Origin of the sequence: Rhizobium sp. YJ-22 (assembly GCF_029601685.1) — a bacterium.
Taxonomy (GTDB): Bacteria; Pseudomonadota; Alphaproteobacteria; order Rhizobiales; family Rhizobiaceae; genus Metarhizobium.
The window spans coordinates 113,009-136,464 of record NZ_JARRIR010000003.1 but is presented as its reverse complement, the minus strand read 5'-3'; the positions used below and the strand labels follow the sequence as shown (position 1 = coordinate 136,464).

24 protein-coding genes and 1 riboswitch are annotated in these 23,456 nt (G+C 65.7%); of the genes, 13 read left to right on the top strand and 11 right to left on the bottom strand.

Annotated features, from left to right (window positions below; genetic code table 11):
* Nucleotides 1-227 precede the first annotated feature (227 nt).
* The 4 genes from P7F60_RS08660 (at nucleotide 228) to P7F60_RS08645 (ending at nucleotide 4,238) form a co-directional block, all read left to right on the top strand.
* Nucleotides 228-1,313 carry a substrate-binding domain-containing protein gene (locus P7F60_RS08660; RefSeq protein ID WP_277917331.1) on the top strand — a complete coding sequence of 362 codons (1,086 nt, stop codon included), beginning with the start codon at nucleotides 228-230 and terminating at the stop codon, nucleotides 1,311-1,313.
* 91 nt (nucleotides 1,314-1,404) lie between these two features.
* A complete protein-coding gene (locus tag P7F60_RS08655; protein WP_277917330.1) occupies nucleotides 1,405-2,919 on the top strand; it encodes a sugar ABC transporter ATP-binding protein in 1,515 nt (504 codons plus the stop codon).
* A gap of 52 nt (nucleotides 2,920-2,971) precedes the next feature.
* Complete coding sequence (locus tag P7F60_RS08650) at nucleotides 2,972-3,970, top strand: ABC transporter permease (protein WP_277917329.1); 999 nt, start codon at nucleotides 2,972-2,974, stop codon at nucleotides 3,968-3,970.
* A 49-nt stretch (nucleotides 3,971-4,019) separates the two neighbouring features.
* Nucleotides 4,020-4,238 (top strand): hypothetical protein, encoded by a 219-nt coding sequence (locus P7F60_RS08645; RefSeq protein WP_277917328.1) that lies wholly within the window; start codon nucleotides 4,020-4,022, stop codon nucleotides 4,236-4,238.
* 17 nt (nucleotides 4,239-4,255) lie between these two features.
* Here P7F60_RS08645 and P7F60_RS08640 read toward each other — a convergent pair whose 3' ends face one another.
* The 3 genes from P7F60_RS08640 to P7F60_RS08630 all read right to left on the bottom strand — a co-directional run bounded on the left by P7F60_RS08640 (nucleotide 4,256) and on the right by P7F60_RS08630 (nucleotide 7,053).
* Nucleotides 4,256-5,101, bottom strand: a complete 846-nt coding sequence (locus tag P7F60_RS08640; RefSeq protein WP_277917327.1) for an ABC transporter permease subunit — start codon at nucleotides 5,099-5,101, stop codon at nucleotides 4,256-4,258.
* A gap of 20 nt (nucleotides 5,102-5,121) precedes the next feature.
* On the bottom strand, nucleotides 5,122-5,907 hold the full coding sequence (locus tag P7F60_RS08635; protein WP_277917326.1) for an ABC transporter ATP-binding protein: 786 nt from the start codon (nucleotides 5,905-5,907) through the stop codon (nucleotides 5,122-5,124).
* A 135-nt stretch (nucleotides 5,908-6,042) separates the two neighbouring features.
* Nucleotides 6,043-7,053, bottom strand: coding sequence for an ABC transporter substrate-binding protein (locus tag P7F60_RS08630; protein ID WP_277917325.1), 1,011 nt, complete (start codon nucleotides 7,051-7,053; stop codon nucleotides 6,043-6,045).
* A gap of 279 nt (nucleotides 7,054-7,332) precedes the next feature.
* Here P7F60_RS08630 and P7F60_RS08625 point away from each other — a divergent pair, with 279 nt between their 5' ends.
* Both P7F60_RS08625 and P7F60_RS08620 read left to right on the top strand, forming a co-directional pair.
* Nucleotides 7,333-7,770: a DUF2231 domain-containing protein gene (locus P7F60_RS08625; protein ID WP_277917324.1), complete on the top strand. Its 438-nt coding sequence runs from the start codon at nucleotides 7,333-7,335 to the stop codon at nucleotides 7,768-7,770.
* Complete coding sequence (locus P7F60_RS08620; RefSeq protein WP_277917323.1) at nucleotides 7,770-9,233, top strand: sorbosone dehydrogenase family protein; 1,464 nt, start codon at nucleotides 7,770-7,772, stop codon at nucleotides 9,231-9,233. Before P7F60_RS08625 ends, P7F60_RS08620 begins: the two co-directional genes overlap by 1 nt.
* Nucleotides 9,234-9,339: 106 nt before the next feature.
* Here P7F60_RS08620 and P7F60_RS08615 read toward each other — a convergent pair whose 3' ends face one another.
* Nucleotides 9,340-9,918: a TetR family transcriptional regulator gene (locus P7F60_RS08615; RefSeq protein WP_277917322.1), complete on the bottom strand. Its 579-nt coding sequence runs from the start codon at nucleotides 9,916-9,918 to the stop codon at nucleotides 9,340-9,342.
* Between the two features lie 143 nt (nucleotides 9,919-10,061).
* Between P7F60_RS08615 and P7F60_RS08610 the strand changes: the two genes are divergently transcribed.
* The 5 genes from P7F60_RS08610 to P7F60_RS08590 all read left to right on the top strand — a co-directional run bounded on the left by P7F60_RS08610 (nucleotide 10,062) and on the right by P7F60_RS08590 (nucleotide 14,739).
* The gene (locus tag P7F60_RS08610) at nucleotides 10,062-10,559 is read left to right on the top strand and encodes a (2Fe-2S)-binding protein (protein WP_277917321.1); all 498 of its coding nucleotides are present in this window, start codon (nucleotides 10,062-10,064) and stop codon (nucleotides 10,557-10,559) included.
* Nucleotides 10,556-11,614 carry a xanthine dehydrogenase family protein subunit M gene (locus P7F60_RS08605; RefSeq protein WP_277917320.1) on the top strand — a complete coding sequence of 353 codons (1,059 nt, stop codon included), beginning with the start codon at nucleotides 10,556-10,558 and terminating at the stop codon, nucleotides 11,612-11,614. Before P7F60_RS08610 ends, P7F60_RS08605 begins: the two co-directional genes overlap by 4 nt.
* A complete protein-coding gene (locus P7F60_RS08600) occupies nucleotides 11,604-13,856 on the top strand; it encodes a xanthine dehydrogenase family protein molybdopterin-binding subunit (RefSeq protein WP_277917319.1) in 2,253 nt (750 codons plus the stop codon). Before P7F60_RS08605 ends, P7F60_RS08600 begins: the two co-directional genes overlap by 11 nt.
* Before the next feature lie 65 nt (nucleotides 13,857-13,921).
* A complete protein-coding gene (locus tag P7F60_RS08595) occupies nucleotides 13,922-14,215 on the top strand; it encodes a DUF3175 domain-containing protein (protein ID WP_277917318.1) in 294 nt (97 codons plus the stop codon).
* 14 nt (nucleotides 14,216-14,229) lie between these two features.
* Nucleotides 14,230-14,739, top strand: a complete 510-nt coding sequence (locus P7F60_RS08590) for a cupin domain-containing protein (RefSeq protein ID WP_277917317.1) — start codon at nucleotides 14,230-14,232, stop codon at nucleotides 14,737-14,739.
* A 22-nt stretch (nucleotides 14,740-14,761) separates the two neighbouring features.
* Here P7F60_RS08590 and P7F60_RS08585 read toward each other — a convergent pair whose 3' ends face one another.
* From P7F60_RS08585 to P7F60_RS08575, 3 genes are all read right to left on the bottom strand, one after another.
* On the bottom strand, nucleotides 14,762-15,382 hold the full coding sequence (locus tag P7F60_RS08585) for a hypothetical protein (protein WP_277917316.1): 621 nt from the start codon (nucleotides 15,380-15,382) through the stop codon (nucleotides 14,762-14,764).
* 99 nt (nucleotides 15,383-15,481) lie between these two features.
* Nucleotides 15,482-16,225: a CbtA family protein gene (locus P7F60_RS08580; RefSeq protein WP_277917315.1), complete on the bottom strand. Its 744-nt coding sequence runs from the start codon at nucleotides 16,223-16,225 to the stop codon at nucleotides 15,482-15,484.
* Nucleotides 16,226-16,237: 12 nt separating this feature from the next.
* Nucleotides 16,238-16,447, bottom strand: a complete 210-nt coding sequence (locus P7F60_RS08575) for a CbtB-domain containing protein (protein WP_277917314.1) — start codon at nucleotides 16,445-16,447, stop codon at nucleotides 16,238-16,240.
* Between the two features lie 52 nt (nucleotides 16,448-16,499).
* Nucleotides 16,500-16,562: riboswitch (cobalamin riboswitch) on the bottom strand.
* A 99-nt stretch (nucleotides 16,563-16,661) separates the two neighbouring features.
* On the opposite strand from P7F60_RS08575, the gene P7F60_RS08570 reads away from it, so the two are divergent.
* Nucleotides 16,662-17,231 carry a histidine phosphatase family protein gene (locus tag P7F60_RS08570; RefSeq protein WP_277917313.1) on the top strand — a complete coding sequence of 190 codons (570 nt, stop codon included), beginning with the start codon at nucleotides 16,662-16,664 and terminating at the stop codon, nucleotides 17,229-17,231.
* Nucleotides 17,232-17,234: 3 nt separating this feature from the next.
* On the opposite strand, the gene P7F60_RS08565 is transcribed toward P7F60_RS08570, so the two are convergent.
* The 4 genes from P7F60_RS08565 to P7F60_RS08550 form a co-directional block, all read right to left on the bottom strand.
* Complete coding sequence (locus P7F60_RS08565; RefSeq protein ID WP_277917312.1) at nucleotides 17,235-17,753, bottom strand: RES family NAD+ phosphorylase; 519 nt, start codon at nucleotides 17,751-17,753, stop codon at nucleotides 17,235-17,237.
* A gap of 2 nt (nucleotides 17,754-17,755) precedes the next feature.
* Nucleotides 17,756-18,106: an antitoxin Xre/MbcA/ParS toxin-binding domain-containing protein gene (locus P7F60_RS08560; RefSeq protein WP_277917311.1), complete on the bottom strand. Its 351-nt coding sequence runs from the start codon at nucleotides 18,104-18,106 to the stop codon at nucleotides 17,756-17,758.
* Between the two features lie 62 nt (nucleotides 18,107-18,168).
* A complete protein-coding gene (locus tag P7F60_RS08555; RefSeq protein ID WP_277917310.1) occupies nucleotides 18,169-21,324 on the bottom strand; it encodes an efflux RND transporter permease subunit in 3,156 nt (1,051 codons plus the stop codon).
* Nucleotides 21,321-22,574 carry an efflux RND transporter periplasmic adaptor subunit gene (locus tag P7F60_RS08550; RefSeq protein ID WP_277917309.1) on the bottom strand — a complete coding sequence of 418 codons (1,254 nt, stop codon included), beginning with the start codon at nucleotides 22,572-22,574 and terminating at the stop codon, nucleotides 21,321-21,323. Before P7F60_RS08550 ends, P7F60_RS08555 begins: the two co-directional genes overlap by 4 nt.
* 341 nt (nucleotides 22,575-22,915) lie before the next feature.
* Between P7F60_RS08550 and P7F60_RS08545 the strand changes: the two genes are divergently transcribed.
* Nucleotides 22,916-23,341 (top strand): hypothetical protein, encoded by a 426-nt coding sequence (locus tag P7F60_RS08545; protein WP_277917308.1) that lies wholly within the window; start codon nucleotides 22,916-22,918, stop codon nucleotides 23,339-23,341.
* The last annotated feature ends 115 nt before the right edge of the window (nucleotides 23,342-23,456 follow it).

Below are 23,456 nucleotides of genomic sequence, written 5' to 3'. Positions count from 1 at the left end.
GCATCTCTGATTGCAGCCAGAGAGGGAGATGGCAGGCCGTATTTGCCATCTCCGGGGAGGATGCGCCGATTTTTAGCGAAAATGCCATTGTTCGCGCACTAGATATGACCGCCGAAAGCCTAGCGAAGATGGCTCCTTTCCCGATTTGAATGGCGTGAATCACGCTTGACAGCACGGCGGCACAGTGACAAATCTAGTATCACTAGTTTTCTAGAGGGAGGAACGAGATGAGCGCAGATATCAAGATGAGCCGTCGCCACCTGTTGCAGGCCGGCGCGGCATTGGGCGTCGCCAGCCTGGCCGGCGGCAAGATGGCCTTTGCACAGGCCAAGCCCTTCGTGCCCTACAGCAACAAGAGCCTCGACTATTATTTCTTCGTCATCCAGGAGGAGGCGGTGAAGCGCGCGGTCGCGGCCCAGGACTGGGAATTCCAGGCGACCAATGCCAGCTTCGACAACACCAAGCAGCTGGAGCAGTGGCAGAGCCTGATGCTGAAGAACCCCGCCGGCATCGTCTCCGACCCCATCGACAGCCAGGCGATTGTCTCGGTCATCAACCGCTATAAGGCGCAAGGCATTCCGGTGGCGATCATCGACACGCCGGCTGACGGCGGCGAGGTCGACATCACCGTCAGCTTCGACAACCATCTCGGCGGCGTCATGGCGGCGCAGGAGATCATCAAGGGGCTGACCAAGAAGCATGGCAGCCCGAAGGGCACGGTGCTGAATTGCTTCGGCGCCCTGCAATCCGTCGCATGGCGCCAGCGCAAGGAAGGCATGGACGAGGAATTCGCCAAATATCCCGACATCAAGTATCTGGCCCGCCCGACCGAAGGCGCGCTCGACCAGATGCTGGCGGTGACGCTTTCGACGCTCTCGGAATTCCCCGATCTCGACGCCGTGCACGCCCCCTCCGACAGTCCCTCGCGCGGCATCGTCACAGCTTTGCAGCAGAAGGGTCGCTGGAAGAAGATCGGCGAGGACGGTCACGTCATCTTCGTCAACATCGACGGCGAACCGGTGGCGCTGAACTGGATCAAGGAAGGCTATATGGACGGCTGCGTCTCGCAGGATCCTATTGCCTATGGCGAAATCGCCGTGGAAATGCTGGCCAAGCATGCCATGAAGAAGGAAGCGGTGCCGGTCGGCGCCTATGAAAACAAGAAATATTTCTGGGAAAAGGGCGAGATCGTCGCCGGCAAGACTGGCCCGACCCTGATCATCCCGCCCTTCGTCATCGATCCCTCCAATGCCGACGACAAGCGCCATTGGGGATACATCGCCGAGAAGGAATGGAACATCCCCTATACCTGATGCCTCCCAAGGCCGTTTCCGCCCAAGCGGAATGAACGGGACGATGGCGCCTCTGGCGGCATCGTCCATCAGGCGCGTGAGGAACCCTTTGATGACAGCAGCCCAAAGCTTGAAGCCCGAAACCGAAAGCCGCATCGTGCTGCGCGTGGAAGGGCTCGGCAAGACCTATGGCGGCGTGGTTGCCTTGAGCGACGTCGACCTGTCGATCCGGACCGGCACCATTCATGGCCTGCTCGGCGAAAACGGCGCCGGGAAGTCGACGCTGGTCGGCATCATGTCGGGCCAGCGCCAGCCGACCTCCGGCACCATCTATCTCGACGAAAAACCTTTGCCGCCGGTCGACGTGCGGGCGATGGAGGAGGCCGGCGTCTTCCTGGTGACCCAGGAGCCGATGATCATCGACCATCTCAGTGCGGCCGAAAACCTGATGCTCGGCATCTGGCCGAAACGCCGCTTCGGCTTCGTCAACTGGCGAAAGCTGGCGTTGGACGCCGCCCGAATGCTCGATGGCACCGGCATCGATCCTTCGGCGCTGGCAGGCAGCCTGGATGCCGTGGCGCGGCGCAAGCTCAACATCTTGCGCGCCATGTTTTCCGGCGGCAAGGTCATCATCCTCGACGAGCCGACCGCGGCGCTGACCGTCGACGACCGCGCCCAGCTGTTCGATTTCATGCGCCGGCTGAAGGCGCAGGGCGTCACCTTCATCTTCATCTCGCATTTCAACGACGAGATCCTCGAAATCTGCGATGCCGTCTCGGTGCTGCGCGACGGGCGTTATGCCGGCGGCTCCGAGGATGTCGGAGCCATGACATCGGAGGATCTGTCCGAACTGGTGCTCGGGCGCGGACTGGTTCTCTTCGAGCGCCAGCGCCCGACCTTCTCCGCCGAGGCGCCGGCCATCCACTTGATGGATATCCGCTCCGGTGTGCTCAACCTGCCGTCGCTTGCCATCCGCGCCGGCGAGGTCGTTGGCGTCACCGGCCTGCCGGGCGGCGGCGGCAAGGAGTTGGCTCGCACCCTGTTCGGCCTGCAGCCGGCCGCTTCCGGCCGCATCCGTTTTGCCGATGGAGCCGAGCGCACGCTTCCCGCCCACCCGGCCGAGGCCTTTGCCGCCGGAATCGCCTATCTTTCCGACGACCGCCGGCGCGACGGCTCGATCGCGCAGATGTCGATTGCCGAAAACATCTCGCTGTCGGCGGAAGTGGCGCTCGCCAGAGGCGCCTTCATGAACGCGGAGCAGGAGCGGGCGCTGTCGCAGCGCTATTTTTCCTCGCTCGGCATCAAGGCGCCGAACAGTTCGGTGGCGGTGGATACGCTGTCGGGCGGCAACCAGCAGAAGGTCTGCCTCGGCCGCGTGCTCGCCACCCAGCCGAAGCTGCTGATGCTGGACGAGCCGACGCGCGGCATCGATGTCGGCGTCAAGCAGGACGTGTTGCGCATCGTCGACGAGCTCAGCCGCACCGGCGTTTCGGTCATCATCATTTCCACCGATACCGACGAACTGGTGCGCGCCGTGGACCGCGTGCTGGTTTTCCAGAACGGCCGCATCCGCGAGGAACTGGCGGGAGAGGCCATTTCGCGCAGCCGTCTGCGCAATCTCGGATGAGAAGCCGCGTGCGCCCCCGCATAGGGCCCTGCGGACGAGAGGAGACATTCAAGTGAGTGATATCGCCATGACCCACAGCGCGCCGAAGCCGCAGACCGCCAAATCCCGCAGAAGCTCGGCGGCGGGCTGGATCCTCCACAATGTCGTGTGGATCTGGCTGATCGCGCTGGTCGTGATCTTCGGCCTGTTCAACCAGTATTTCTTCACCCTGTTCAATCTGCAGAACATCATGGTGCAGGCGACCGTGCTCGGCATGATCGCGCTCGCCATGGCGCTGCCGCTGCTGGTGGCGGAAATCGACCTGTCGATTCCGGCCAATGTCGGCTTTTCCTCGGCCATCGGGGCGATGGCCAATACCGATCTCGGCCTGCCCTTCTTCCTGGCGGCGCTGATCGGCATTGCGGTTGCGACGCTGATCGGCTTCTTCAACGCCGTCTGCATCACCAAGCTGAAGATGGTGTCGCTGATCCAGACGCTGTCGATGATGATCATCCTGCAAGGCGCGCTGCTGGCGCTGACGCAGGGGCGCACCATCACCAGCCTCAGCCCCGGCTATGTCTGGATCGGGCAGGAAACGGTCGGCGGCTGGCCGGTGATGCCGGTCGTCTTCGTGCTCGCCATTCTCGGCATGTATGTGTTGCTTCGCCATACCGTGCTCGGCCGCTCGATCTTCGCTGTCGGCGGCAATCAGGTGGCGTCGAATTCCGCCGGCATCCGCGTCGACCGGGTCAAGATCCTGTCCTACACCATCGCCGGCTTCCTGGCGGGCGTCGCCGGATACCTGCTGGCGTCCTGGCAGATGGCGATCACCTCGAACCAGGGCGCCAGCTACCTGCTCTATGCCATCGCCGCGCCGATCATCGGCGGTGTCTCGGTCTTCGGCGGGCGCGGCAGCGTCATCGGCGTGCTCGGCGGCGTGCTGCTGCTCACCGTCATCCAGGTCGGCCTCGCCATCATCTCCGTCCCCTCCTTCTATGTCGGCATGATCGGCGGCATCATGATCTTCATCGCCGTCGCCATCGATGCCGTCAGGGTGCGGTATTTCGGATAAGGCGCACCCGTCCTTGAAAGATGCCCGCCGCCTGGTGTAGGCGGGCGGCATGAGCGAAGAGAAACCGGACATGGCCATGCTGCTCAAGGCACTGGCCGACACGCCGAAGCGAGACAACAGCGCCTATCACCAGGCGATCGCCGAGGCGCGGCGCGCTTTCGAGGCGGCGGAAGCGCGGCTTGGCGGGCCGGTCAAGGTGAAGATCAAGATCAAAACGAAAAGCAATGGCGATTATGTCGTCAAATGGACGTTCCGCCGGATGCCTTGACCGGCGAAACGATGCCGTCAGATCTTGCCTTTCCAGGGAACCAGCCGCCGCTCGGCCCATTTCATCAGCGTGGTCAGGATGAAGGCGAAGGCGGCGATGACCACGAGGCCGACGAAGACGACATCGGTGGCGAGGAAATTGGCGGCCGACATGATCATGTAGCCGAGGCCGGAGCGGGCGGCGATGAGTTCGGCCGCGACCAGTGTCGACAGGCTGGCGCCGATGGCGATGCGCACGCCGGTCAAGATTTCCGGCAAGGCCGAAGGAAAGACGATGGTGAAAAACACCTGCAGCGGCGTGGCGCCGAGCGAGCGGGCGGCGTTGATGCGCTCCACCGGCACCGAGCGGACGCCGGCCTGTGCCGCGTAGCAGATCGGCGCGAAGGTCGCGAGGCTGAGCAGCAGGATTTTCGACGCCTCGCCGATGCCAAGCCAGATGATCAGCAGCGGCAGATAGGCAAGCGGCGGCAGGCCCCAGTAGAGATCGATCGGCACGCCGAAAATGCCCCTGGCCCAGCGATTGAGGCCCATGGCGAGGCCGAGGGGAATGCCGAGCACGATACCGAAGGCCAGCGCCGCCCCGATGCGGCCAGCGCTGGCGAGGATATGGTCGGTGAGCGTGCCCTCGGCATAGCCGTCAATGGCGATCGACTGCAACTGATGCAGCACTTCCAGCGGCGAAGGCAGGAAGAGCGGCGAAACGAGGCCGAGCTGGCTTGCGGCGAACCACAGGCCGATCAATGCGGCGAGCGTCACCGTGCTGATCACGGCGGTGCCGGTGCGGGGTGCGCGTCGGGGTTTTTGCGGACGCGGAGGCGCATCGGCGTCACGCAGGGTCTCATTGGTTTCCAGGGCGAGACTCATGGATCGTCCTCCGTAGGGGATCAAGCGGCGCGCGCCTCGGGCGCGGCGTGGATGAGGGCGCGTAATTCGCTGCGCAGCGCGATGAAGGCGGGATCGGCGAGGATGTCGTCGGCCTCGCCCGTTTCGGCGAAACGGCGCACGAAATCGGCGTCGTAACGGGCAACGATGCGGCCGGGGCGAGGCGACATGACGAGGATATGGGTGCCGAGCAGCAACGCTTCCTCGATGGAATGGGTGATGAAGAACACCTGCTTGCCGGTGCTCGCCCAGATCGAGGCCAGCAATTGCTGCATCGTCTCGCGGGTCAGGCTGTCGAGCGCGCCAAAGGGCTCGTCCATCAGCAGGATACGCGGATCGGTGGCCAGCGCGCGGGCAATGCCGACGCGCTGGCGCATGCCGCCGGAGAGCTCATAAGGCGACTTGTCCTCGAAGCCGGAAAGACCGACGAGATCGAGAAGCTCGTGCGCGCGCTCGCGCCGCTGGCGGGCCGGCACGCCGCGATAGCGCAGGCCCAGCGCCACATTGTCGGCGACGCTCGACCAGGGCAGCAGCGTATCCTTTTGGAAGACGACGCCGCGATCGCCGCCAGGGCCGTGGATTTCCTGTCCATCGAGCAGGATTTTACCGTCTGTCAGCGGCAGGAAGCCGGCGATGGCGTTCAGCAGCGTCGATTTTCCGCAACCGGACGCGCCAAGCGCCACGACGATCGACCGGGCGGGAATGGTAAAGGACACCCGGTCGAGGGCGTGGACCTCCTGCCCATCGGCGGCGGCATAACGGACAGTCGCGTTTCGGATATCGAGCATGGCGTTTTCCTTTGTGCGGGAGGCGACGGGCCTTGCCTGTGCATTCTTCGCGGCTTGATGAGACATTCCTTGTGGGTGATGCCGTTGCCGCAAACCTTCTCCCCCGCGGGAGAAGGATTGGGCGAGGGCATAACCTTATTCGGAAGCCAGCACCGCCGCCGCATATTGCGGGTCGACAAACCCGGCATAGCTCTCCTTCACGGCGGTGATCTTGCGCTGCTCCTTAAGGAAGGCGGCGGTGTCCTTCAGCGTCTTGGCGACGCCGCCGGCCTCGCCGCCGCCGAGCCAGGCATCGGTCACCTGCTCGCGCAGCGGCACGGCGACGGTCGCCTTTAGGCGCTCGGCGTTTTCGGCCGGTGTACCGCCCTGCAGCTTGGCGATCAGCTTGGCGTTTTCGGACTCCGGCCCCCAGCTCTTGGGGTCGTTGACGTAAGAGGTATAATACTGGTCGATCAAGCCGACATATTTGCTGACGAATTCCTTGTTGTCTCTAGCGAATTCATCGGTCACCACCAGCGCGCCGAAGACCGGGGCGCCGCGTTTGGCGACCTCGCCCGAGGTCAGGAACACATGGCCGCCCTTCTTCAGTTCCGACAGCGCCGGATCCCAGACGAAGGCGCCGTCGATATCGCCGCGCTTCCAGGCGGCGACGATTTCCGGCTGCGGGATGGCGATGACCTGGGTGTCCTTCTCGGTCAGCCCCTCCTGCTTCAGCACGGCGAGAAGCTGGTAATGGTCGGTGGAGACGGGGGCCGCGGCGAATTTCTTGCCCTTGAGATCGGCCGGCCCCTTGATATCCGGGCGCACGACGAAGGCCTCGCCCTCGCCCGAGCCGCCGGTGATATAGACGCCCTTGACCTTCAGTTCACGGCTGGCGGCGGCCGCATAGGGGCTGGAGCCGACATCGCCGATCTGCACGTCGCCCGAGGCGATGGCGGCGAAGATCTCGGCGCCGGAATTGAAGCGGCGGAACTCGATATCCCAGCCGGTCTGGCGGGCGAGATCGCCATTGGCGATGCCGACGACATAGGGCGAAGCACCCGTCTGATAGGCGACGACCACTTTCCTGGCGTCGGCCGCGGCGGCATCGGAAAGAATGCCCGTCACGAGCAGGCCGAGGATGGAGAGAAACAGTTTCTTGCGCATGGATGTCGCCCCTTGGTTCGATCAGCCTGTCCAGCAGGCGACTTCAATAATGATATTAATCCATAGATTTTATAGAAATCAGCGTTTCATTTTCGTCCGGCCTGGGAAACAAAAATTCGCCGCGCCGGAGAAACACGGTGTCGAGTTTCCCGCAGCGCCGGTCTTCGCCCTTGCGCGGGCACGAGGCGGATCTGCCCATTGGCCGCCCAGCGATGGAACAAAAGCGGGTGTTTGCGGGTATTGTCGCCAGACCCGCCGCCAACGCCCGGAGTACCGCCCATGGGGTTCTTTACGCCGCGCCAGACCGATGCCGCCGCCATGCCGCTGCAATCGGTCTTCCTTCCCTTCCCCTTCGTCTGCTTCCCGCTGGCGCTGGTGACCGATATCGCCTTCTCCCAGACGGCGAATGTGATGTGGCAGAATTTTTCCGCCTGGCTGCTGTTTGCCGGACTGGTATTCGGGGCCGTGGCGCTTGTTGCCGGGCTGATCGATCTCATGCGGCCGCGCACGAGGCCCCTGCGCCCCGGCTTCGGCGCCGTTCTTATTTACCTGATCATTCTGGCGCTCGCCGTGCTCAACAGCCTGATCCATGCCGGCGACGGCTGGACGGCGGTGGTGCCCTATGGGCTGGCGCTGTCGGCGGTCACCTTCGTTCTCATCGTGCTGGCGGTCGGCGTGTCCGCCGGCCGTTATGCCAAGCTCGCCTGGAGGGTTTGATGACCGTCTCGCCCCTGTTTTCCGTTTCCGCGCTGGCGCTTGCCCTCACGGCGGGCGCAGCCTTCGCCGAGGATTTCGACATTTCACAGCAGATCGGACCCGATCCGGTGTTGCCCGAGCCCAGCCTGATGCTGGTGCCGGACAACAAGGTCGCCAAGGTGATCGGCTGGAAGGAAGGCGAGGCGCCAAGCGTTCCCGAGGGTCTGGCGATTGCCGCCTATGCCAGGGATCTCGCCAATCCGCGCACCGTCCATACCTTGCCGAACGGCGACGTGCTGGTCGTGCAGTCGCGCGGGCCGGACAGCGAGCCGCTGTCGCGCCCGAAGGATGCCGTGCGCGGCTGGATCATGGCATTGTCGCATGGCGACGGCGGCCCCAAGAAGGAGAGCAACACCATAACCCTTCTGCGCGACGGAAATCGCGACGGCACCGTCGATGAACGTCACGACCTTTTGACCAAACTCGATTCGCCCTTCGGCGTCGCCTGGGCCGACAATACGCTCTATGTCGCCACCACCAGCGCCATCCTCGCCTACCCCTACGAACTCGGCCAGACGGAGATCAAGGCGAAACCGAAGGTGCTGACGCCATTGCCGGGCGGCCCGATCGACCACCACTGGACCAAGGATCTGGCGCTCAGCCCGGATGGCAAGCTGCTTTATGTCTCGGTCGGTTCGAATTCGAACATCGTCGAAAACGGGCTGGAGGCGGAAAAGGGTCGGGCCGCCATCTGGCAGGTCGATCGCGCCACGGGCGCGGCCCGCGTCTTCGCCTCCGGCATGCGCAATCCGAACGGGTTGAGCTTCAATCCACAATCCGGCCAGCTCTGGGCCGTGGTCAACGAGCGCGACGAGTTGGGTCCGAACCTGGTGCCCGACTACATGACCTCGGTGAAGGACGGCGCGTTCTACGGCTGGCCGTGGAGCTATTATGGCGATCACGTCGATGCCCGCGTGCATCCGCCACGGCCGGATATGGTCGAGAAGGCGATCAAACCGGATTATGCGCTGTCGAGCCATGTCGCGGCCCTGGGGCTCACCTTTTCCATGGGCTCCGCCTTGCCCGCCGCCTATGCCAACGGCGCCTTCGTCGGCGAGCATGGAAGCTGGAACCGAAAGATCTTCAACGGATACAAGGTTGTCTACGTGCCTTTCGAGAACGGCAAGCCGAATGGCAAGGCGCAGGATGTGGTCACCGGTTTCCTGCAGGGCGACAAGGCCCGCGGCCGCCCGGTCGGCCTCGGCATCGACGGCACCGGTGCGCTGCTGATCGCCGACGATGCCGGCAACACCGTCTGGCGCGTCTCCTCCGCCGACGGCAAGGTGACCCCCGCCCCCGTCGGCACCGACCAGATACCGCAACCGAGCCCTGCCGAGGCAATGCCGGCCGCCCCGTCAGAGGGCGACGGCAGCGTCAACCCGCCCTCGCCGACCAACGTCGCGCCGGCGACGCTGCCGCAGTGAGGCAGGGCAATCGCCTATAAAGCAAGCCGGCCGCTCCAAGGCCCCTTCTCCCCTCGGGGGAGAAGGCGATGGCGGCGTGGTCCCGTCTGGTTAGAAAGGACTTTTCTTACCGCCGCCGAAGACCATCCACAAACACATCCACCATCCTCAATGCCGCCGGATGCCAGTCCGGGCTGCTCTGGGCGTAGAAGATGCCGAGCAACGTCCGCAACAGATCTTCGGCGGGGATGTCGTCGCGGATGGCGTCGGCGGCGACGGCGCGGTCGCGCAGGGTGCGCAGTGCGCCGAGCATGCGTTCGTAGCTATAGGCCTTGAGGTCGGAGGAGCCGTGGGCGGCGAGTTGCAGGGCTTCGATCATGCCCTTCTTGGCGGCCACCAGCCGTATATTCGCCTGCAGCCAGGTTTTCAGCGCCTCGACGGGATCGGCCTCACCCGCCAGCTTTTCGGCGAGTTCGCCGAGCAGATCGACCTCGTGGCGATAGACGGCCTCGAACAGGGAGTCGCGCGTCGGGAAATGCCGATAGAGCGTGCCGATGCCGACGCCCGCCGCCCGCGCCACTGCCTCCAGGCTCGCCTGCCCGGCGCCGGCGCTGAAAATCTCGGCGGCGGCAGCCAGCAGCCGCTCGCGGTTGCGCAGCGAATCGGCACGGGGCTTGCGTCTTGTCTTTGCGGTCTCGTGTTCCATCTGACTGAAAAAAGCTTGCCCTCTTGCTAAACGGAGGCACCCTCCGTATATTGCCGCCTGCATCGCGACGACGCAAAGCCCGTCGCCTGCCGCTCCCCGCGGCTTCGATCCCTCATAGCACTTTCTCTGAATGGAGTATCCCCATGACACTCTCCATCAGCCTCACCGTCAATGGCCAGCCGCGCGCCATCGCGCTCGACGACCCGCGCGTGACGCTACTCGACCTGTTGCGCGAGCGCCTTCACCTGCCCGGCACCAAAAAGGGCTGCGATCGCGGCCAATGCGGCGCCTGCACCGTCTTGGTCGACGGCCGGCGCATCAATGCCTGCCTGTCGCTGGCCGCCACCCTTGACGGCGCAAGCGTCACCACCATCGAAGGCCTCGCCGAGGGCGAGGCGCTGCATCCGGTGCAAGCCGCCTTCATCGCCTGTGACGGTTTCCAATGCGGCTATTGCACGACCGGACAGATCATGAGCGCCGTTGGCCTGATATCGGAGGGCCATGCCGGCGACGATGCCGAGCGGGTGCGCGAATTGATGAGCGGCAATCTCTGTCGATGCGGCGCCTACAAAGGCATCACCGAGGCAGTGCTCCAGGCGCAGCGCGAGATGACCGCCGAGACTGGGAGGGACGCGGCATGAACCGCTTCGATTTCCTCCGACCCACAGGCCTGACTGAGGCCATTGCCGAGGGCGGCAAGCTCGGCTCCGCCTATCTCGCCGGCGGCACCAATCTCGTCGACCTGATGAAGATCGGCGTCTCGCGGCCGGAACGGCTCGTCGATATTTCCCGCTTGCCCGGCCTCGACCGCATCGACTGGCTGGAGGATGGGTCGGTGCGCATCGGCGCGCTGGTGCGCAATGCCGATCTCGCCTATGATATCCGCTTTGCAAGCGCCTTTCCGGCGGTGGCCGAAGCGCTGCTTTCCGGCGCATCTGCGCAATTGCGCAATGCCGCGACGCTCGGCGGCAACCTGATGCAGCGCAACCGCTGCGCCTATTTCCAGGACGGGGCGAGCGCCTGCAATCGCCGCGTTCCCGGCTCCGGCTGCGACGCATTGCACGGCGAAAATCGGCTGCATGCCGTGCTCGGCTGGAGCGAAAATTGCATCGCCACCCACCCATCGGATGTCTGCGTGCCCTTGGTGGCGCTGGATGCCGTGGTCGAGATCGAGGGGCCGCAAGGGCCGCGCGAGATCGCGCTCGATGCACTGCATCGCCTGCCTGGCGATACGCCCGAACTGGAAAACGCCTTGCTTCCCGGCGAACTGATCGTCGGCCTGCGCCTGCCGGCCGAGGCCAAGGCTTTTGCGGCCAAGGCGCGGTATCTGAAGCTGCGCGAGCGCATGTCCTATGCCTTCGCCGTCGTTTCGGCCGCGGCCATGCTGACGGTGGAGGATGGGCGCATCCGCGAAGCGCGGCTGGCGCTCGGCGCGGTCGCGGCCAAACCGTGGCGGGCGCGGGCGGCGGAAGCCTCGCTCATAGGCGCCGTGCCGGATACGGAAGCTTTCGCCGGAGCGGCGGCGCTGGCGTTGGCCGAGGCAAAGCCTTCCGGCGCCAATGAATTCAAGATCGAGCTGGCGCGCCGCATCCTTGTGCGAGCGCTGACCCTTGCGATGGAAGGCACGCCGGCGGTGATGCCCGCTTTGCCCGCCTCGCCCTTCTCGACCCATACGGGAGATCGCCATGTCGCCTGACGCCATTCCCATGAGCACCGGCCGCTACGGCTCGAATGCCGGCCAGCCGCTGACCCGCCGCGACGGCGTGCTGAAGGTGACCGGCCGCGCCACCTATGCCGCTGACAATACGCCGGACGGCCTTCTCTATGCCGTCACCGCCGTTTCGACCATCGCCCGCGGCCGGGTGACCTTCCTCGATGTGGCGGCGGCGGAGGCCCATCCCGGCGTCGTTGCCGTGATGACGCCGGCCAACCGGCCGCCGCTGTTTCACGATCCCGAGGAGAAGATGCCGCCCTTCGGCTTCCGCGTCGAGGTGCTGCAGGATGACGGCGTGCGCTACGTCAACCAGCCGATCGCGCTGGTCGTCGCCGAGACGCTGGAGGCGGCGACGGAAGCGGCCGTGCTGCTTGCGCCCCGCTATGCGGCCGAGACCGCCCGCACCGATCGCGCCAGCGGCGAGCGCTATGCGCCGCCGGCCGTCGGCGTCGGCGGCCCGCCGCGCACGGCCCATGGCGATCTCGACGCCGGTTTTGCCCGCGCCGCGCGCATCGTCGCTGCCGAATACGAGACGCCGACACAATATCACAATGCCATGGAGCCGCATGCCGTGGTCGCCGCCTGGGACGGCGACAAGGTGACGATCGACATGCCGAACCAGGCGATGGCGCTGAGCTGCGCGGCCTATGGCGCCTATTTCGGCATTCCCGCCGAAAACGTCGTCATCCGCTCGCCCTTCCTCGGCGGCGGCTTCGGCTCCAAGGCGATCCTCAACGGCCCGCAACTGCTGGCCATCCTCGCCGCGCGCCAGCTCGGCCGGCCGGTCAAGCTGGCGCTCAGTCGGGCCCAGATGTACGGTCCGGTCGGCCATCGCGGCCAAACCTGGCAATCGCTGCGCCTCGGCATGGACAAGGACGGGCGACTGACGGCGCTGCATCACCATTCGCTCTCCGCCACCTCCCGCTTCGATGATTTCCTCGAACCCGCCGCCAATGCCGCGCTGCCGCTTTATGCCAGCCCGGCGATCCTGGTCGAGCATGAGGGCCTGCGCCTCGACACCGGCACGCCGGGGCCGATGCGCGCGCCCGGCGAAGCCAGCGGCTCGGCGGCGCTCGAAATCGCCATCGACGAGGCGGCCGAGGCCTGCGGCATGGATCCGCTCGCCTTTCGCCTCGCCAATTACGCCGAAACCGAACCCGGCAGCGGCCGGCCCTTCTCCTCCAAGGCGCTGCGCGAATGCTATGCCGAGGGCGCGAAACGCTTCGGCTGGTCGAAGCGCCCGCTGCAGCCGCGCCAGATGCGCGACAAGAACGGTTTCCTGCTTGGTTGGGGCATGGGCACGGCGGTGTTTCCCTGCCCGCATTTCCCGGCCTCGGCGCGGGCGACACTGCGCGCCGACGGCAGCGCCCTGATCGAGACCGCCGGCGCCGACATGGGCCAGGGCGCCTGGACGGCGCTGGCCCAGATCGGGGCGGAGGCGCTCGGCCTCGATCCAGATCAGGTCGAGTTCCATTCCGGCCTCTCGACCTTGCCGGATGGCGGCGTCGCCGGCGGTTCCGGCCATACCGCCAGCGCCGGCCTGGCCTTGCACGAAGCCGGCATCGACGCCATCGCCCGGCTGACGGAGCTTGCGCTCAACGACCCCGCCTCGCCGCTTTACGGCGCCGGCAATATTGGCGTCACCGCCCGCAACGGTCGCCTGCACCGCCGCGACGACGAGGCGCGCAGCGAAGCCTATGCCGACATCCTCACCCGCGCCGGGGCGCGCGAGGTGGTCGGCACGGCGAAATCGGCGCGCGATCCGGCGGTCGCCGCCGCGCATGCCATGTATTCGCATGGCGCCGTCTTCGCCGAGGTGACCATCGACCCCGATCTCGGGCAGATCCGGGCGACGCGCCTCGTCGGCGCCTTCGCCGCCGGGCGGATCATCAATCCGCTGACCGTGCGCAGCCAGTATTACGGCGGCATGATCTGGGGCGCCTCCTTCGCGCTGCATGAGGAGGCGGTCACCGACCATCGCACCGGGCGAATCATGAATGCCGATCTCGCCGAATACCATGTGCCCGTGAATGCCGACGTGCCGTCGCTGGAGGCCATCCTCGTGCCGGAGGACGATGCCTACGTCAATCCGATCGGCGTCAAGGGCGTCGGCGAAATCGGCGTCACCGGCACAGTCGGCGCCATCGCCAATGCCATCTGGCATGCGACAGGCGTGCGGGTGCGGCGTTTCCCGGTTCGCATCGAGGATTTCCTGGCAGCGTAGATCCGGAACAATCGCGCCGGTCGCGCGATTAGACCCGCGAGACGTTCGACACGGAGGAATGGACCATGGCAAACGCGAGGAAGTGGTCGCAGGACGTTACCGAACATAGCGATGCGCTGGACCTGAGAAGGGGCGTTTTCCGGCAAGGCAGCGCGAAAAAGATTGCGCAATCCCTGAAGCGCTCCGCCGAGGACAGCGACCGGCGCAAGGCCAGCCCCTTCCGCTCGGCCATGTCGATGCTGACATTCTATATCAACCGCGCCGGCGACCAGCTTTCCGACAGCCGCCGCGCGACGCTGGAAAAGGCCAAGGACGAATTGCGCAAGGCCTTCGGCAGAAAACCGAAGGCAAAACATTGACAGGGCGGAAAATCATGACCGAACCGGAGACCTACTTGTTTTCCGAGAGCGACTGGGTGCCGAACCATCCCATGCTGCCGGTGTTGCTCTATCGTCATGCCCTGTCGCCGCAGCGCGACCGCGCGGACGCATTCGAGTCCATGTTCGAGAAGGCCGGCTGGACAGGGCTGTGGCGCAACGGCATTTTCAACTACCAGCATTATCACACTGGCGCGCATGAGGTGCTGGGCATCGCCCGTGGCGAAGGTCTGGTGCTGATCGGCGGCCCCGATGGCGCGCGGCTGGAGGTGCAAGCCGGCGATTGCCTGGTGTTGCCGGCCGGAACCGGGCATATGCGCCTTGCAGCCAGCGACGATTTCCTCGTCGTCGGCGCCTATCCGCCTGGACAACACGCCGACATCCAGAAGAGCGCCCCCTCTGCCGAGGGCCGCGACCGCATCCGCATCCTGCCCTTGCCGGATAGCGATCCGCTGTATGGCCCGGATGGGCCGTTGATGCGGCTTTGGCGAAAGGCAGGGGCCTGAAGGGGTTTCAGGATTGTCGTCGTCAACTGCTCTTCATCCGCCGCCGCATGACCGGCCAGGGGACCAGACAGGCTGCCGACAAGACCACGCCGAAAACGATGGCTGCGCCGGCGGTCACGGCCGAGGGAGCATGTGTCCAGATGTTTTCCCAATGGGGGGTGACGAAGTCGGCGGTATTGAAGCCTTCCCCGGAATAGACGCAGCCGATCAGCGATGCGCCGTGCTGCACCATGTCGGCATCGATGCGCGAGGCGAGTTCGCCGGCCCGATCCGCCACCGAAGGCATGCCGCGCATATGCAGGAGCAGCGCCCGTTCGGCCGAAAGATAGGCATGCGAACATTCGTTGAAAGGGCTGGACTCGTCGCTGATCGCCCCCGGCGCCAGGCCCCAGCCACAATAGGAAAACTCGATGGCCGCATAATTCATCAGCCGGCGGAAATCCGGATCGGTCTCGACGACGCTGCGCGCGAGCGCGAGAATTTCGGCGCGATAGGCGGAGAGAACCAGCAATTCGCCATGGCTGGCGCTGGGAAAACCGAGACCGCTGCCGCTGGCGACGGGCCGGTTCGAATGGGCGGCGGCGGGACAGGCAAAGGCGAGAAGCAGGAGGAGAAAGGCGGCGGCGGCCCGCATCCGATGCATGGGATCAACCTCCGCTGAAGCGGTCGCGCCAGGCGCAATCGCCAGGCACAATCGCTTGAAAGCCTGCGGATGCCGGATGCGGCACCCGCAGGAACGATGTCAACGCGCCGAAGCGCCGAGGCGATAGAGGCCCTGTGCGCGAAGCTGCTTTTCGGCGAGGAAGCCGAAGGCGAGCGCCAGCACGGTCCAGATCGTGACCTGCAAGCCGACCGTCGCCAGCCGGAAATTATACAGGTCGAGCGCGCGGAAATTCTCCGGCACTTCGTTGATCGAGGGCAGCAAGGCCTGGACGATGGCGATGAAGACGACATAGGCGATGCCGGCGACGATAGCCGCATTCCAGCCGCTCCAGCGATGGGCGAGATTGCGCGCCAGCGCAAAGGCGAGCACCGCACCGGCGATGGAGGCGACGAGCATGGCGAAATACAGCTCGGTGCGCATGCCGATCGTCTCGGGGTTCCCGACCGCCGGCGGGTTCGGCGGATATTTCAGGTCCGGAACCAGGATCAGCGCCAGGAAGAAGACCACGCCGAGGCAGGCCGACAGCGCCCGCGGGCTCAGGCCCCCGGCCGCACGGCCATAAAGGCTGGCGAAGACCAGCGAGAGAATGCCGCCCATGGCGACGCTGTAGGTCATGACGCCGGTGAACAGGCCGATGCCGGCCTGGGTGGCGCGGCTCACGACTTCCGGTTCCTCGGGCTCACCCGCCGCAGCCGCCATCTTCTCCTCGAAGGCAATGGCCCTGTCGACCTGCGGCTCTCCGAACACCCGGGCGAAGCCGAATGCCAACAGGCCAGCGATCACGCCGGCAATCATGCCGCGTAGCAAAAGTTGTCCGACCAAGGGAGCCTCCCGTCAGTGGCAGGGGAACCCGAGCAGATGACGGCCGTCATGCACGAATTCGTGGACTTCAAGGCCGGAAGCGAGGCGCATCGCACCCTCTTCGGTGCTGATGAAATAAAGCGCCAGCAGCATCAGCAGCCCGCCGAACAGCGCCCAGGGGAAAATCTGGGCCACGGGAATGGGGGTGGTGACGGAACCGGTGGAATAAGTAATGCCAGACAATGAAGTCCCTCCTCGAATTGCGCGTTCCATTACGGACTTTGCGGCGTTCAGGGTCTGGCTTCCGTATGGCATACGGTGACAGTGGCGCGACCGCGCCAGATTCTCACTGGCTTCCTGAAAACAGCGCTCAAGATGTAACAGCGGTCAGAATGCACTGTCAACACGGCATGGGCATGCTAGGAAACGACATGCATCGGCCGGAAAGGGACCAGATTTGAGCAAGTTGACACGCCTCACCCTCGTCTGCCGGGGCGCGACCGAGGCCAACCGCAAAAGCATCTTCGGTCTCGACGCGTCCTTGCTGCCGCAGGAGGCGGTTCGTGCCACCTTGCGCCTCGCCGCCGTCACGCCAAGGCCGGACATGATCGTCAGCGCGCCGGAAGCGGCCGCGCGCGAAACGGCGGGCGGCTTTGGCCAGGATTTCGCCATCGAACCGGCGCTGGCCGATCTCGATTATGGCCGGTGGACCGGAAAGAACCTCATGCAGCTCGCAGAGGCCGACCCCGCCGCTCTGCAATCCTGGCTGCACGATCCGCAGGCCGCGCCACATGGCGGGGAATCGCTTGGCCGCCTGCAGCGCCGCGCCCAGGGCTGGCTGGCGGCGCAGGGCGGTCGCGGCGGACATATCGCCGCCGTCACCCATAGCGCGGTCATCAGGGCACTGGCGCTGGCCGTGCTGGACGCCCCGCTCGCCGCCTTCTGGCGGATCGATATCGATCCGCTTGCCGTCAGCGAATTGCGCAACGACGGACGGCGCTGGGTGCTGCACAGCCTCGGCGCCTGATCGTCAGGGCTGGCCGGGCGGCGGCGTCAGCCGGTGCTCGTCGTCTATGAGGGTCAGGCGCGCGGGAGCGGCGTTGCCCCAGCGCCAGAGGACGAGATTGAGATCGCCGGGACCGGCGCCCGGGGCAAAGCTGCGGACCATCAGGGCGTTGTAGCCCTCGGCCATCAGCCGGCGGGCGAAACGCTGGGTGCGCGCCTCGCCATCGGCCTTCATCTGGTCGCGCCAACCGGCGTCATGCAGATGCTCCGCATCCATGCCGGCGGCGGCCAGCGCGGCGGCGTCGCCGGCATCGAAGACGTTTTCGATCTCGGCTTGGTAGGAGACCAGCGTCGTCGGCTGCAGGTGACCGACCTGGTTGGCCTCGCGCAGTGCGGTCAGCACCGAGAGCGAGGCATAGAGGGCCGGCACGCCCTTCGGATTGAACCGGCCTCCGTAAAGCTCGGCGCCGCGTCCCGACAGCGGCTCGCGCGCATAGATCGGGTTCAGCGCCCGGTAGAGCGGCCCACGATAGGAAACCGCCATGCTCAGGCGTGGATGCCGGCATCGACGGCGTCGATATAGTCGAGCACGTCGTCGGCGTGGCCGCCGCGCACGAGCTGCATCGCCGTCTGGCCGGAAAAGCCGGCCAGCGGCTCCGAGCGATACCAGGCATAGGCCATCAGCGCCGAGCCGAAGCGCGGCTCGACCTTGTTGAGAACCTCGATCATCTCGCGCAGCCGCCGCTGCGTCCTGTCGGAGCGCATGCGGTCCTTGCGCTGGACGGCATCACGGCCGAGACCGGCGGCGCGGGCGATGTCCTCGCTGGTCGTGCGCAACACTTCCGCGATCTTGCGCGGCGCAAACAGGCCGCCATCGGCATATTGGGCGAGGCTCATGGGTCATCTTTCCGCGTCTTGCCACTCGATATGACGCAATATAGCGTCATATCCCGCGGCTTTCAACCATGGGCCTTGCGCCGTGTCTCGGCCACCGGCGCGGCCTCCTGCGCCATCGCGCTCGCCTCGTTGATCGCCTGCGGCCTGGACGAGCGATTGAACAGGCGGGTGAGGAAGCCGCCGAACGTGTTCAGCTCGATGAAGATGACGGGCGTGATGAACAGCGTCAGCAATTGCGAGACGACGAGGCCGCCGACCACGGCGATGCCGAGCGGCTGGCGCAGCTCGGAACTGGCGCCGGAACCGAGCGCGATCGGCAGAGCCCCAAGCATGGCGCAGAAGGTGGTCATCAGGATCGGACGAAAACGCCGCACGCAAGCTTCGTGGATCGCCTTGATCGGCGTCTCGCCCTTCTCGCGCATCAATTCGACGGCGACGTCGATCATCATGATCGCGTTCTTCTTGACGATGCCGATCAGCATCAACAGGCCGATCAGTGCGATCAGCGAGAAATCCAGCCCCGCCAGCTTCAGGGCCAGCAGCGCCCCGAAGGCGGCGGCGGGCAGGCCGGAGAGGATGGTCAGCGGATGCACGAAGCTCTCATAGAGCACGCCGAGGACCACATAGATGGTCAGCACGGCGGCGAGGATCAGAAGGCCGGTATTGCCTTGCGACTGCTGGAAGATCGCCGCCGCCCCGCCATAGGTGGTAAAGACGTCCGATGGCATGCCGAGGCTTGCCTTGATCGCATCGATCCGGGCCATGGCGTCGGACAGCGCCACGCCGTCCGGCAGGTTGAAGGAGATGGTGGTGGAAACGAGCTGGCCGGTCTGGTTGATGGTGACCGGGGCCGGCACGCGCTGGACGGTGGCGAAATTCGACAGCGGCACCAGCGCGCCCGTCTTGGCCGAGAGCACGTTGATGTCGGAAAGGATGTCGTCGCTCCACGGGCGGCTGTTGTCGAATTCGACGTCGACGTTGTAGCTGTCGCCGGTCGACTGGATCTGCGCCGCCGTATAGCCGCCGAAGGACATTTCCAGAGTCTTGCGAAGCTGGTCGTTGGTGATGCCGAATTGCGCCGCCTTTTCCGGGTCGATGACGACGGAGGCGGCGATGGCGCCGTTCTGGGCATCCGAGGTCACCGCCTGGAAGGAGCGATCCTGCTGCATCGCCGCCATCAGCTTGCCCGACCATTCGCTGGTGGCATCGGCATTCAGTCCTTGCACGACGAGCTGGTACTGGCTGGCGGAGGAGCGCCCGCCGAAACGCAGGCTCTGTTGCGGCGTGATATAGGTGCGAATGCCGGCAACGCCGGCGGTCTCGCGCCGCAGGTCCGCAAGCGTCTGGTTCAGCGGCGGGCGCTGATCCTTGGGTTTGAGCTGCACGAACATCGAGCCGTTGTTCATCGGGTTGCGGCTGTTGCCGCCGGCAATCGAGGTCACGTGGATCACGGCCGGGTTCTTCGCGATGATCGCGGCCACCTGCCCTTGCAGATCCTTCATCGCGGCGAAGGAAATATCCTCGCGCGCCCGGGTGGAGACCGAGAGCTGGCCTATATCCTCCTGCGGGAAGAAGCTGGAGGGCAGCGTATGATAGAGCCAGCCGGACGCCGCGACCGAGGCCATGAAGGCGGCCATGACGATGGCGCGGTGGTTCAGGCACCAGCGCACCGAGCGGTCATAGCCGGCAAGCGTGCGCGAAAACCCGGCATCGAACCAGCGTATCACAAGCGGCGGCCGCGATGTCTGGCCGGAGAGGCGCGAGGCCAGCATCGGCGTCACCGTCAGCGACACCAGCGCCGAGGCCATGATCGCCAGCGTCACCACCATGCCGAATTCGTTGAACAGCCGCCCGACCACGCCGCCCATCAGCAGGATCGGCAGGAAGACCGCGACCAGCGACACCGACATGGAGAGAATGGTGTAGCTGACCTCCGCCGAGCCCTTCAGCGCCGCCTCGCGCATCGGCAGGCCCTCCTCATGCAGGCGCAGGATGTTTTCCAGCATGACGATGGCGTCGTCGACCACGAGGCCGACCGACAGCGTCAGTCCGAGCAGCGAGATATTGTCGATGGAATAGCCGAGCAGGTACATGGCGCCGAGCGCCGCCACCAGCGACATCGGCACCGCAAGACCCGGAATGACCGTGGCGCTGAAATGGCCGGTGAACAGATAGATGACGGCGATGACCAGGCCGATGGTCAGGAACAAAGTGAACTGTACGTCGTCGACGGCGGCCTTGATGGCGGTCGAGGCGTCGTTCATGACGTTGAGCTTGATCGAGGCCGGCAATTGCTGCTGCAGGGCCGGCAGCTTGGCCTTGATCGAATCGACCACGTCGACCGTATTAGCGTCCGGCTGGCGCTGCACGGCGAGGATGATCGCCTGGCTGCCGTCGAACCAGCTTCCCGCATAGGGATTGTCGACGCTGTCGCGCACGGTGGCGACATCGCCGAGATGCACCGAGGCGCCATTCTTGTTGGCGATCACAAGCGAGCGGAATTCCTCGGCATTGGTGCGCTGGGTATCGGCGGTGATGGTCAGCAGTTGCGGGCCGTTCTGCATCGAGCCGACCGGGGCCTGGTTGTTGGCCTGCGCGATGGCCGTGGTCACGGTATCGACGCCAAGGCCCCGCGCCTGCAATTCCTCCGGCTTCAGCCCGACGCGCACGGCATAGGTCTGCTGGCCGAAGATATTGACCTGGGCGACGCCCGGAAGCGTCGAAAGCAGCGGCGAGATGACGTCCTCGGCGATCTCGTCCACCTTGCTCAACGGCAGTTCCGGGCTGTTGACCGCCATCAGCAGGATCGGCGCATCGGCGGGGTTGGACTTGCGATAGCTCGGCGTCGTCGTCAAATTGGTCGGCAATTGCCGTTGGGCGCGCGAGATCGCCGCCTGCACGTCGGCGGCAGCGGCATCGATGTCGCGGTTCAGATCGAACTGCAGCACGATGGACGTGTTGCCGAGCGTGTTGGTGGCGCTGATTTCGCTGATGCCGGGAATGGTCTCGAACTGCTTGACCAGCGGCGTGGTCACCGAGGTCGCCATGCTCTGCGGCGAAGCGCCGGAGAGCGAGGCGGTGACGTTGATCGTCGGGAAATCCACCTTGGGCAGGGCCGCGACCGGCAGCAGCCGGAAGCCGGCAAGGCCGGCCAGCATCAGGCCGATGGCGAGCAGCGTGGTGGCGACCGGGCGGTTGATACAGAAGGACGGGATCATGGCTGGGCTCCCTGCACGCCGGTTGCCTCGGCCACCTTGTCTGCGGCATCCTCCTGCGAGGGATTGACCGCTTGCCCGTCCGTCAATTGCGACTGCCCCTCAACGATCACCTCGTCGCCGGCCTTCAGGCCCTTGGCGATGCCGCTGCGGTCGCCATTGGCGCGCGCCACCTCGACGGGGGTGACATGCACATGCTTGTCGGCATCGACGGTATAGACGAAATCGCCGGATGGACCGGGACGCACCGCCACCGTCGGCACGACGACCAGCTCGCCTTCCGGCCGGAAGCGGGTGGTGACGTTGACCGTCTGGCCGGGCCAGAGCAGGCCGCCGCCATTGTCGAATTCGGCCTTGACCAGCACCGTGCCGGTCGCCTGATCGACCTGGTTGTCGTAGAAGCCGAGCGTGCCGCTCAGCGCCTCGCCGCCGGTGGCGGCGGGATCGACATCGACTGCGGTCCTGGCCGCAAGCCCATGGCGCAGGTCCGGCAGGTAGCGCTGCGGCAGGCGATAGGCGACCCAGATCGGATCGTATCGGGTGACGGTGGTGACGGTGACGCCGGCGCTCAGATAAGCGCCGGGGCTGACGGTGATATCGCCGATGCGCCCGTCGAAGGGCGCGCGGATATCCATATGCTCCAGCGCCACCTGGTCGGCGGCGAGCGTCGCCTTGTCCGCATCCACCTTGGCGGCGGCGCTGTCGCGCGCGGCGCGCGCCTGGTCCAGCGTCTGCTGCGGCTGGGCGCTTTGCCTGACCAGGTTTCCGGCGCGCTGGAAGGCGGCCTCCGCCTGGGCCAGCGCCGCCTGGTCGGCGGCGATATCGGCATTGTCCTTGTCGACGGCGGCGCGCGCGATGCGATCATCGAGATGCAGGATGAGGTCGCCCTGCTTCACCGTCTGGCCGTCCTTGGCCGCGATCGAGGCGACGAGACCGGCCTGCAGCGGCGCGATGTTGGTGGTGTCGGCGGCAACGGCGAAACCGGTCGCCTGCACGTCCATCGGCAGGCGATCGGCCGTGGCCGCGACGACCTTCACGGCCGGCGGCCCGCCATTGCCGCGCCCGCCGCCCTTGTGGCCCCCCTTGTCCGCAGCATCCGCGCCGCCGGCATCGGCGGTGCGCGGCATGCCGGTCGAGGCGGCCTGCGGCTTGAGACCGAACAACGCTTCGACCGGGCCGAGGCCGGAGCGATAGCTCCACGCTCCGACGGCGGCGATGGCGACAACGCAGGCGATGATCCAGAAACGCTTCATGATGTCAAAGAGTCCGCAAAGAGAAGCAGGATGCTTCCTGTCGTGGCGAAACGCGGCAGGAACTCCCGATCACAAGACATCCAAACGCCGGCAAATGCATCTTACAAATCTGTAATGGAAAGCATGTCGCACCCTCTTGTACCGAAAAGTCAAGGGCTTAGCCCGAAATGCAGTGAGCGCGGGCCATCAGATTACACAACGTTAACGTGACGGCCCCCGCCTGTCGGGTTTAGACCTTCAACCAGGCTGAGCAACGCCGGCGGTTCCAAGACACCGCGACGCGACGATGCGAGACAGCCGATTCGGACGCTTTTCGATTCCGATGACCAAGGAGGCGCCCCATGCGCTCGTTGTTCAAGACTCTCACCATTACCGCTTTCACCGTTGCCGGCCTCGCCGGCCTCGCCCAGGCCGCACCCCATGATGGAATGCATCCCGGACGCCAGGCCCGCGCCGCCGACGAACCCTATGTCGACAGCGTCGCACCGACGATGCCGGTGGCCTTCCGGGCCGCGCCTGTCATGCGGCCACGCCTCGACGCCGTCCTGCACGAGGTTCGCGTGGCTCAGCACCGCATCGCCATGGACCGCCATGAAGGCCGGCTGACGCCTGCCGCCGCCCGCCGGCTGCATATGCAGGCCGCAGGCATCCGCCGCGAGGCGCTCAGTATCGCCGCGACGCATCATGGACGCCTTCCCGGCGCCACATTCGCCGCCCTGCAGCACGATATCAGGCGCCTCGATCGCAGCATCACCCGCATGGCCTGACACATATTCGGCAGGGCGGTCGCGGATGGGCGCATGCCTCACGATGCGCCCGCCCTGCCTGCTCAACCCACGCGGCCTGACGCGACCGGCGGCCACAAAGGCAATCCGCCGCCGT

Coding starts and splice junctions, on each gene's coding strand:
- P7F60_RS08630 (WP_277917325.1), bottom strand. CDS start 7,053: ATGCGCAAGAAACTGTTTCTCTCCATCCTCGGCCTGCTCGTGACGGGC.
- P7F60_RS08610 (WP_277917321.1), top strand. CDS start 10,062: ATGACACTCTCCATCAGCCTCACCGTCAATGGCCAGCCGCGCGCCATC.
- P7F60_RS08645 (WP_277917328.1), top strand. CDS start 4,020: ATGAGCGAAGAGAAACCGGACATGGCCATGCTGCTCAAGGCACTGGCC.
- P7F60_RS08590 (WP_277917317.1), top strand. CDS start 14,230: ATGACCGAACCGGAGACCTACTTGTTTTCCGAGAGCGACTGGGTGCCG.
- P7F60_RS08555 (WP_277917310.1), bottom strand. CDS start 21,324: ATGATCCCGTCCTTCTGTATCAACCGCCCGGTCGCCACCACGCTGCTC.
- P7F60_RS08655 (WP_277917330.1), top strand. CDS start 1,405: ATGACAGCAGCCCAAAGCTTGAAGCCCGAAACCGAAAGCCGCATCGTG.
- P7F60_RS08565 (WP_277917312.1), bottom strand. CDS start 17,753: ATGGCGGTTTCCTATCGTGGGCCGCTCTACCGGGCGCTGAACCCGATC.
- P7F60_RS08595 (WP_277917318.1), top strand. CDS start 13,922: ATGGCAAACGCGAGGAAGTGGTCGCAGGACGTTACCGAACATAGCGAT.
- P7F60_RS08640 (WP_277917327.1), bottom strand. CDS start 5,101: ATGAGTCTCGCCCTGGAAACCAATGAGACCCTGCGTGACGCCGATGCG.
- P7F60_RS08550 (WP_277917309.1), bottom strand. CDS start 22,574: ATGAAGCGTTTCTGGATCATCGCCTGCGTTGTCGCCATCGCCGCCGTC.
- P7F60_RS08625 (WP_277917324.1), top strand. CDS start 7,333: ATGGGGTTCTTTACGCCGCGCCAGACCGATGCCGCCGCCATGCCGCTG.
- P7F60_RS08620 (WP_277917323.1), top strand. CDS start 7,770: ATGACCGTCTCGCCCCTGTTTTCCGTTTCCGCGCTGGCGCTTGCCCTC.
- P7F60_RS08560 (WP_277917311.1), bottom strand. CDS start 18,106: ATGAGCCTCGCCCAATATGCCGATGGCGGCCTGTTTGCGCCGCGCAAG.
- P7F60_RS08605 (WP_277917320.1), top strand. CDS start 10,556: ATGAACCGCTTCGATTTCCTCCGACCCACAGGCCTGACTGAGGCCATT.
- P7F60_RS08635 (WP_277917326.1), bottom strand. CDS start 5,907: ATGCTCGATATCCGAAACGCGACTGTCCGTTATGCCGCCGCCGATGGG.
- P7F60_RS08660 (WP_277917331.1), top strand. CDS start 228: ATGAGCGCAGATATCAAGATGAGCCGTCGCCACCTGTTGCAGGCCGGC.
- P7F60_RS08600 (WP_277917319.1), top strand. CDS start 11,604: ATGTCGCCTGACGCCATTCCCATGAGCACCGGCCGCTACGGCTCGAAT.
- P7F60_RS08545 (WP_277917308.1), top strand. CDS start 22,916: ATGCGCTCGTTGTTCAAGACTCTCACCATTACCGCTTTCACCGTTGCC.
- P7F60_RS08615 (WP_277917322.1), bottom strand. CDS start 9,918: ATGGAACACGAGACCGCAAAGACAAGACGCAAGCCCCGTGCCGATTCG.
- P7F60_RS08585 (WP_277917316.1), bottom strand. CDS start 15,382: ATGCATCGGATGCGGGCCGCCGCCGCCTTTCTCCTCCTGCTTCTCGCC.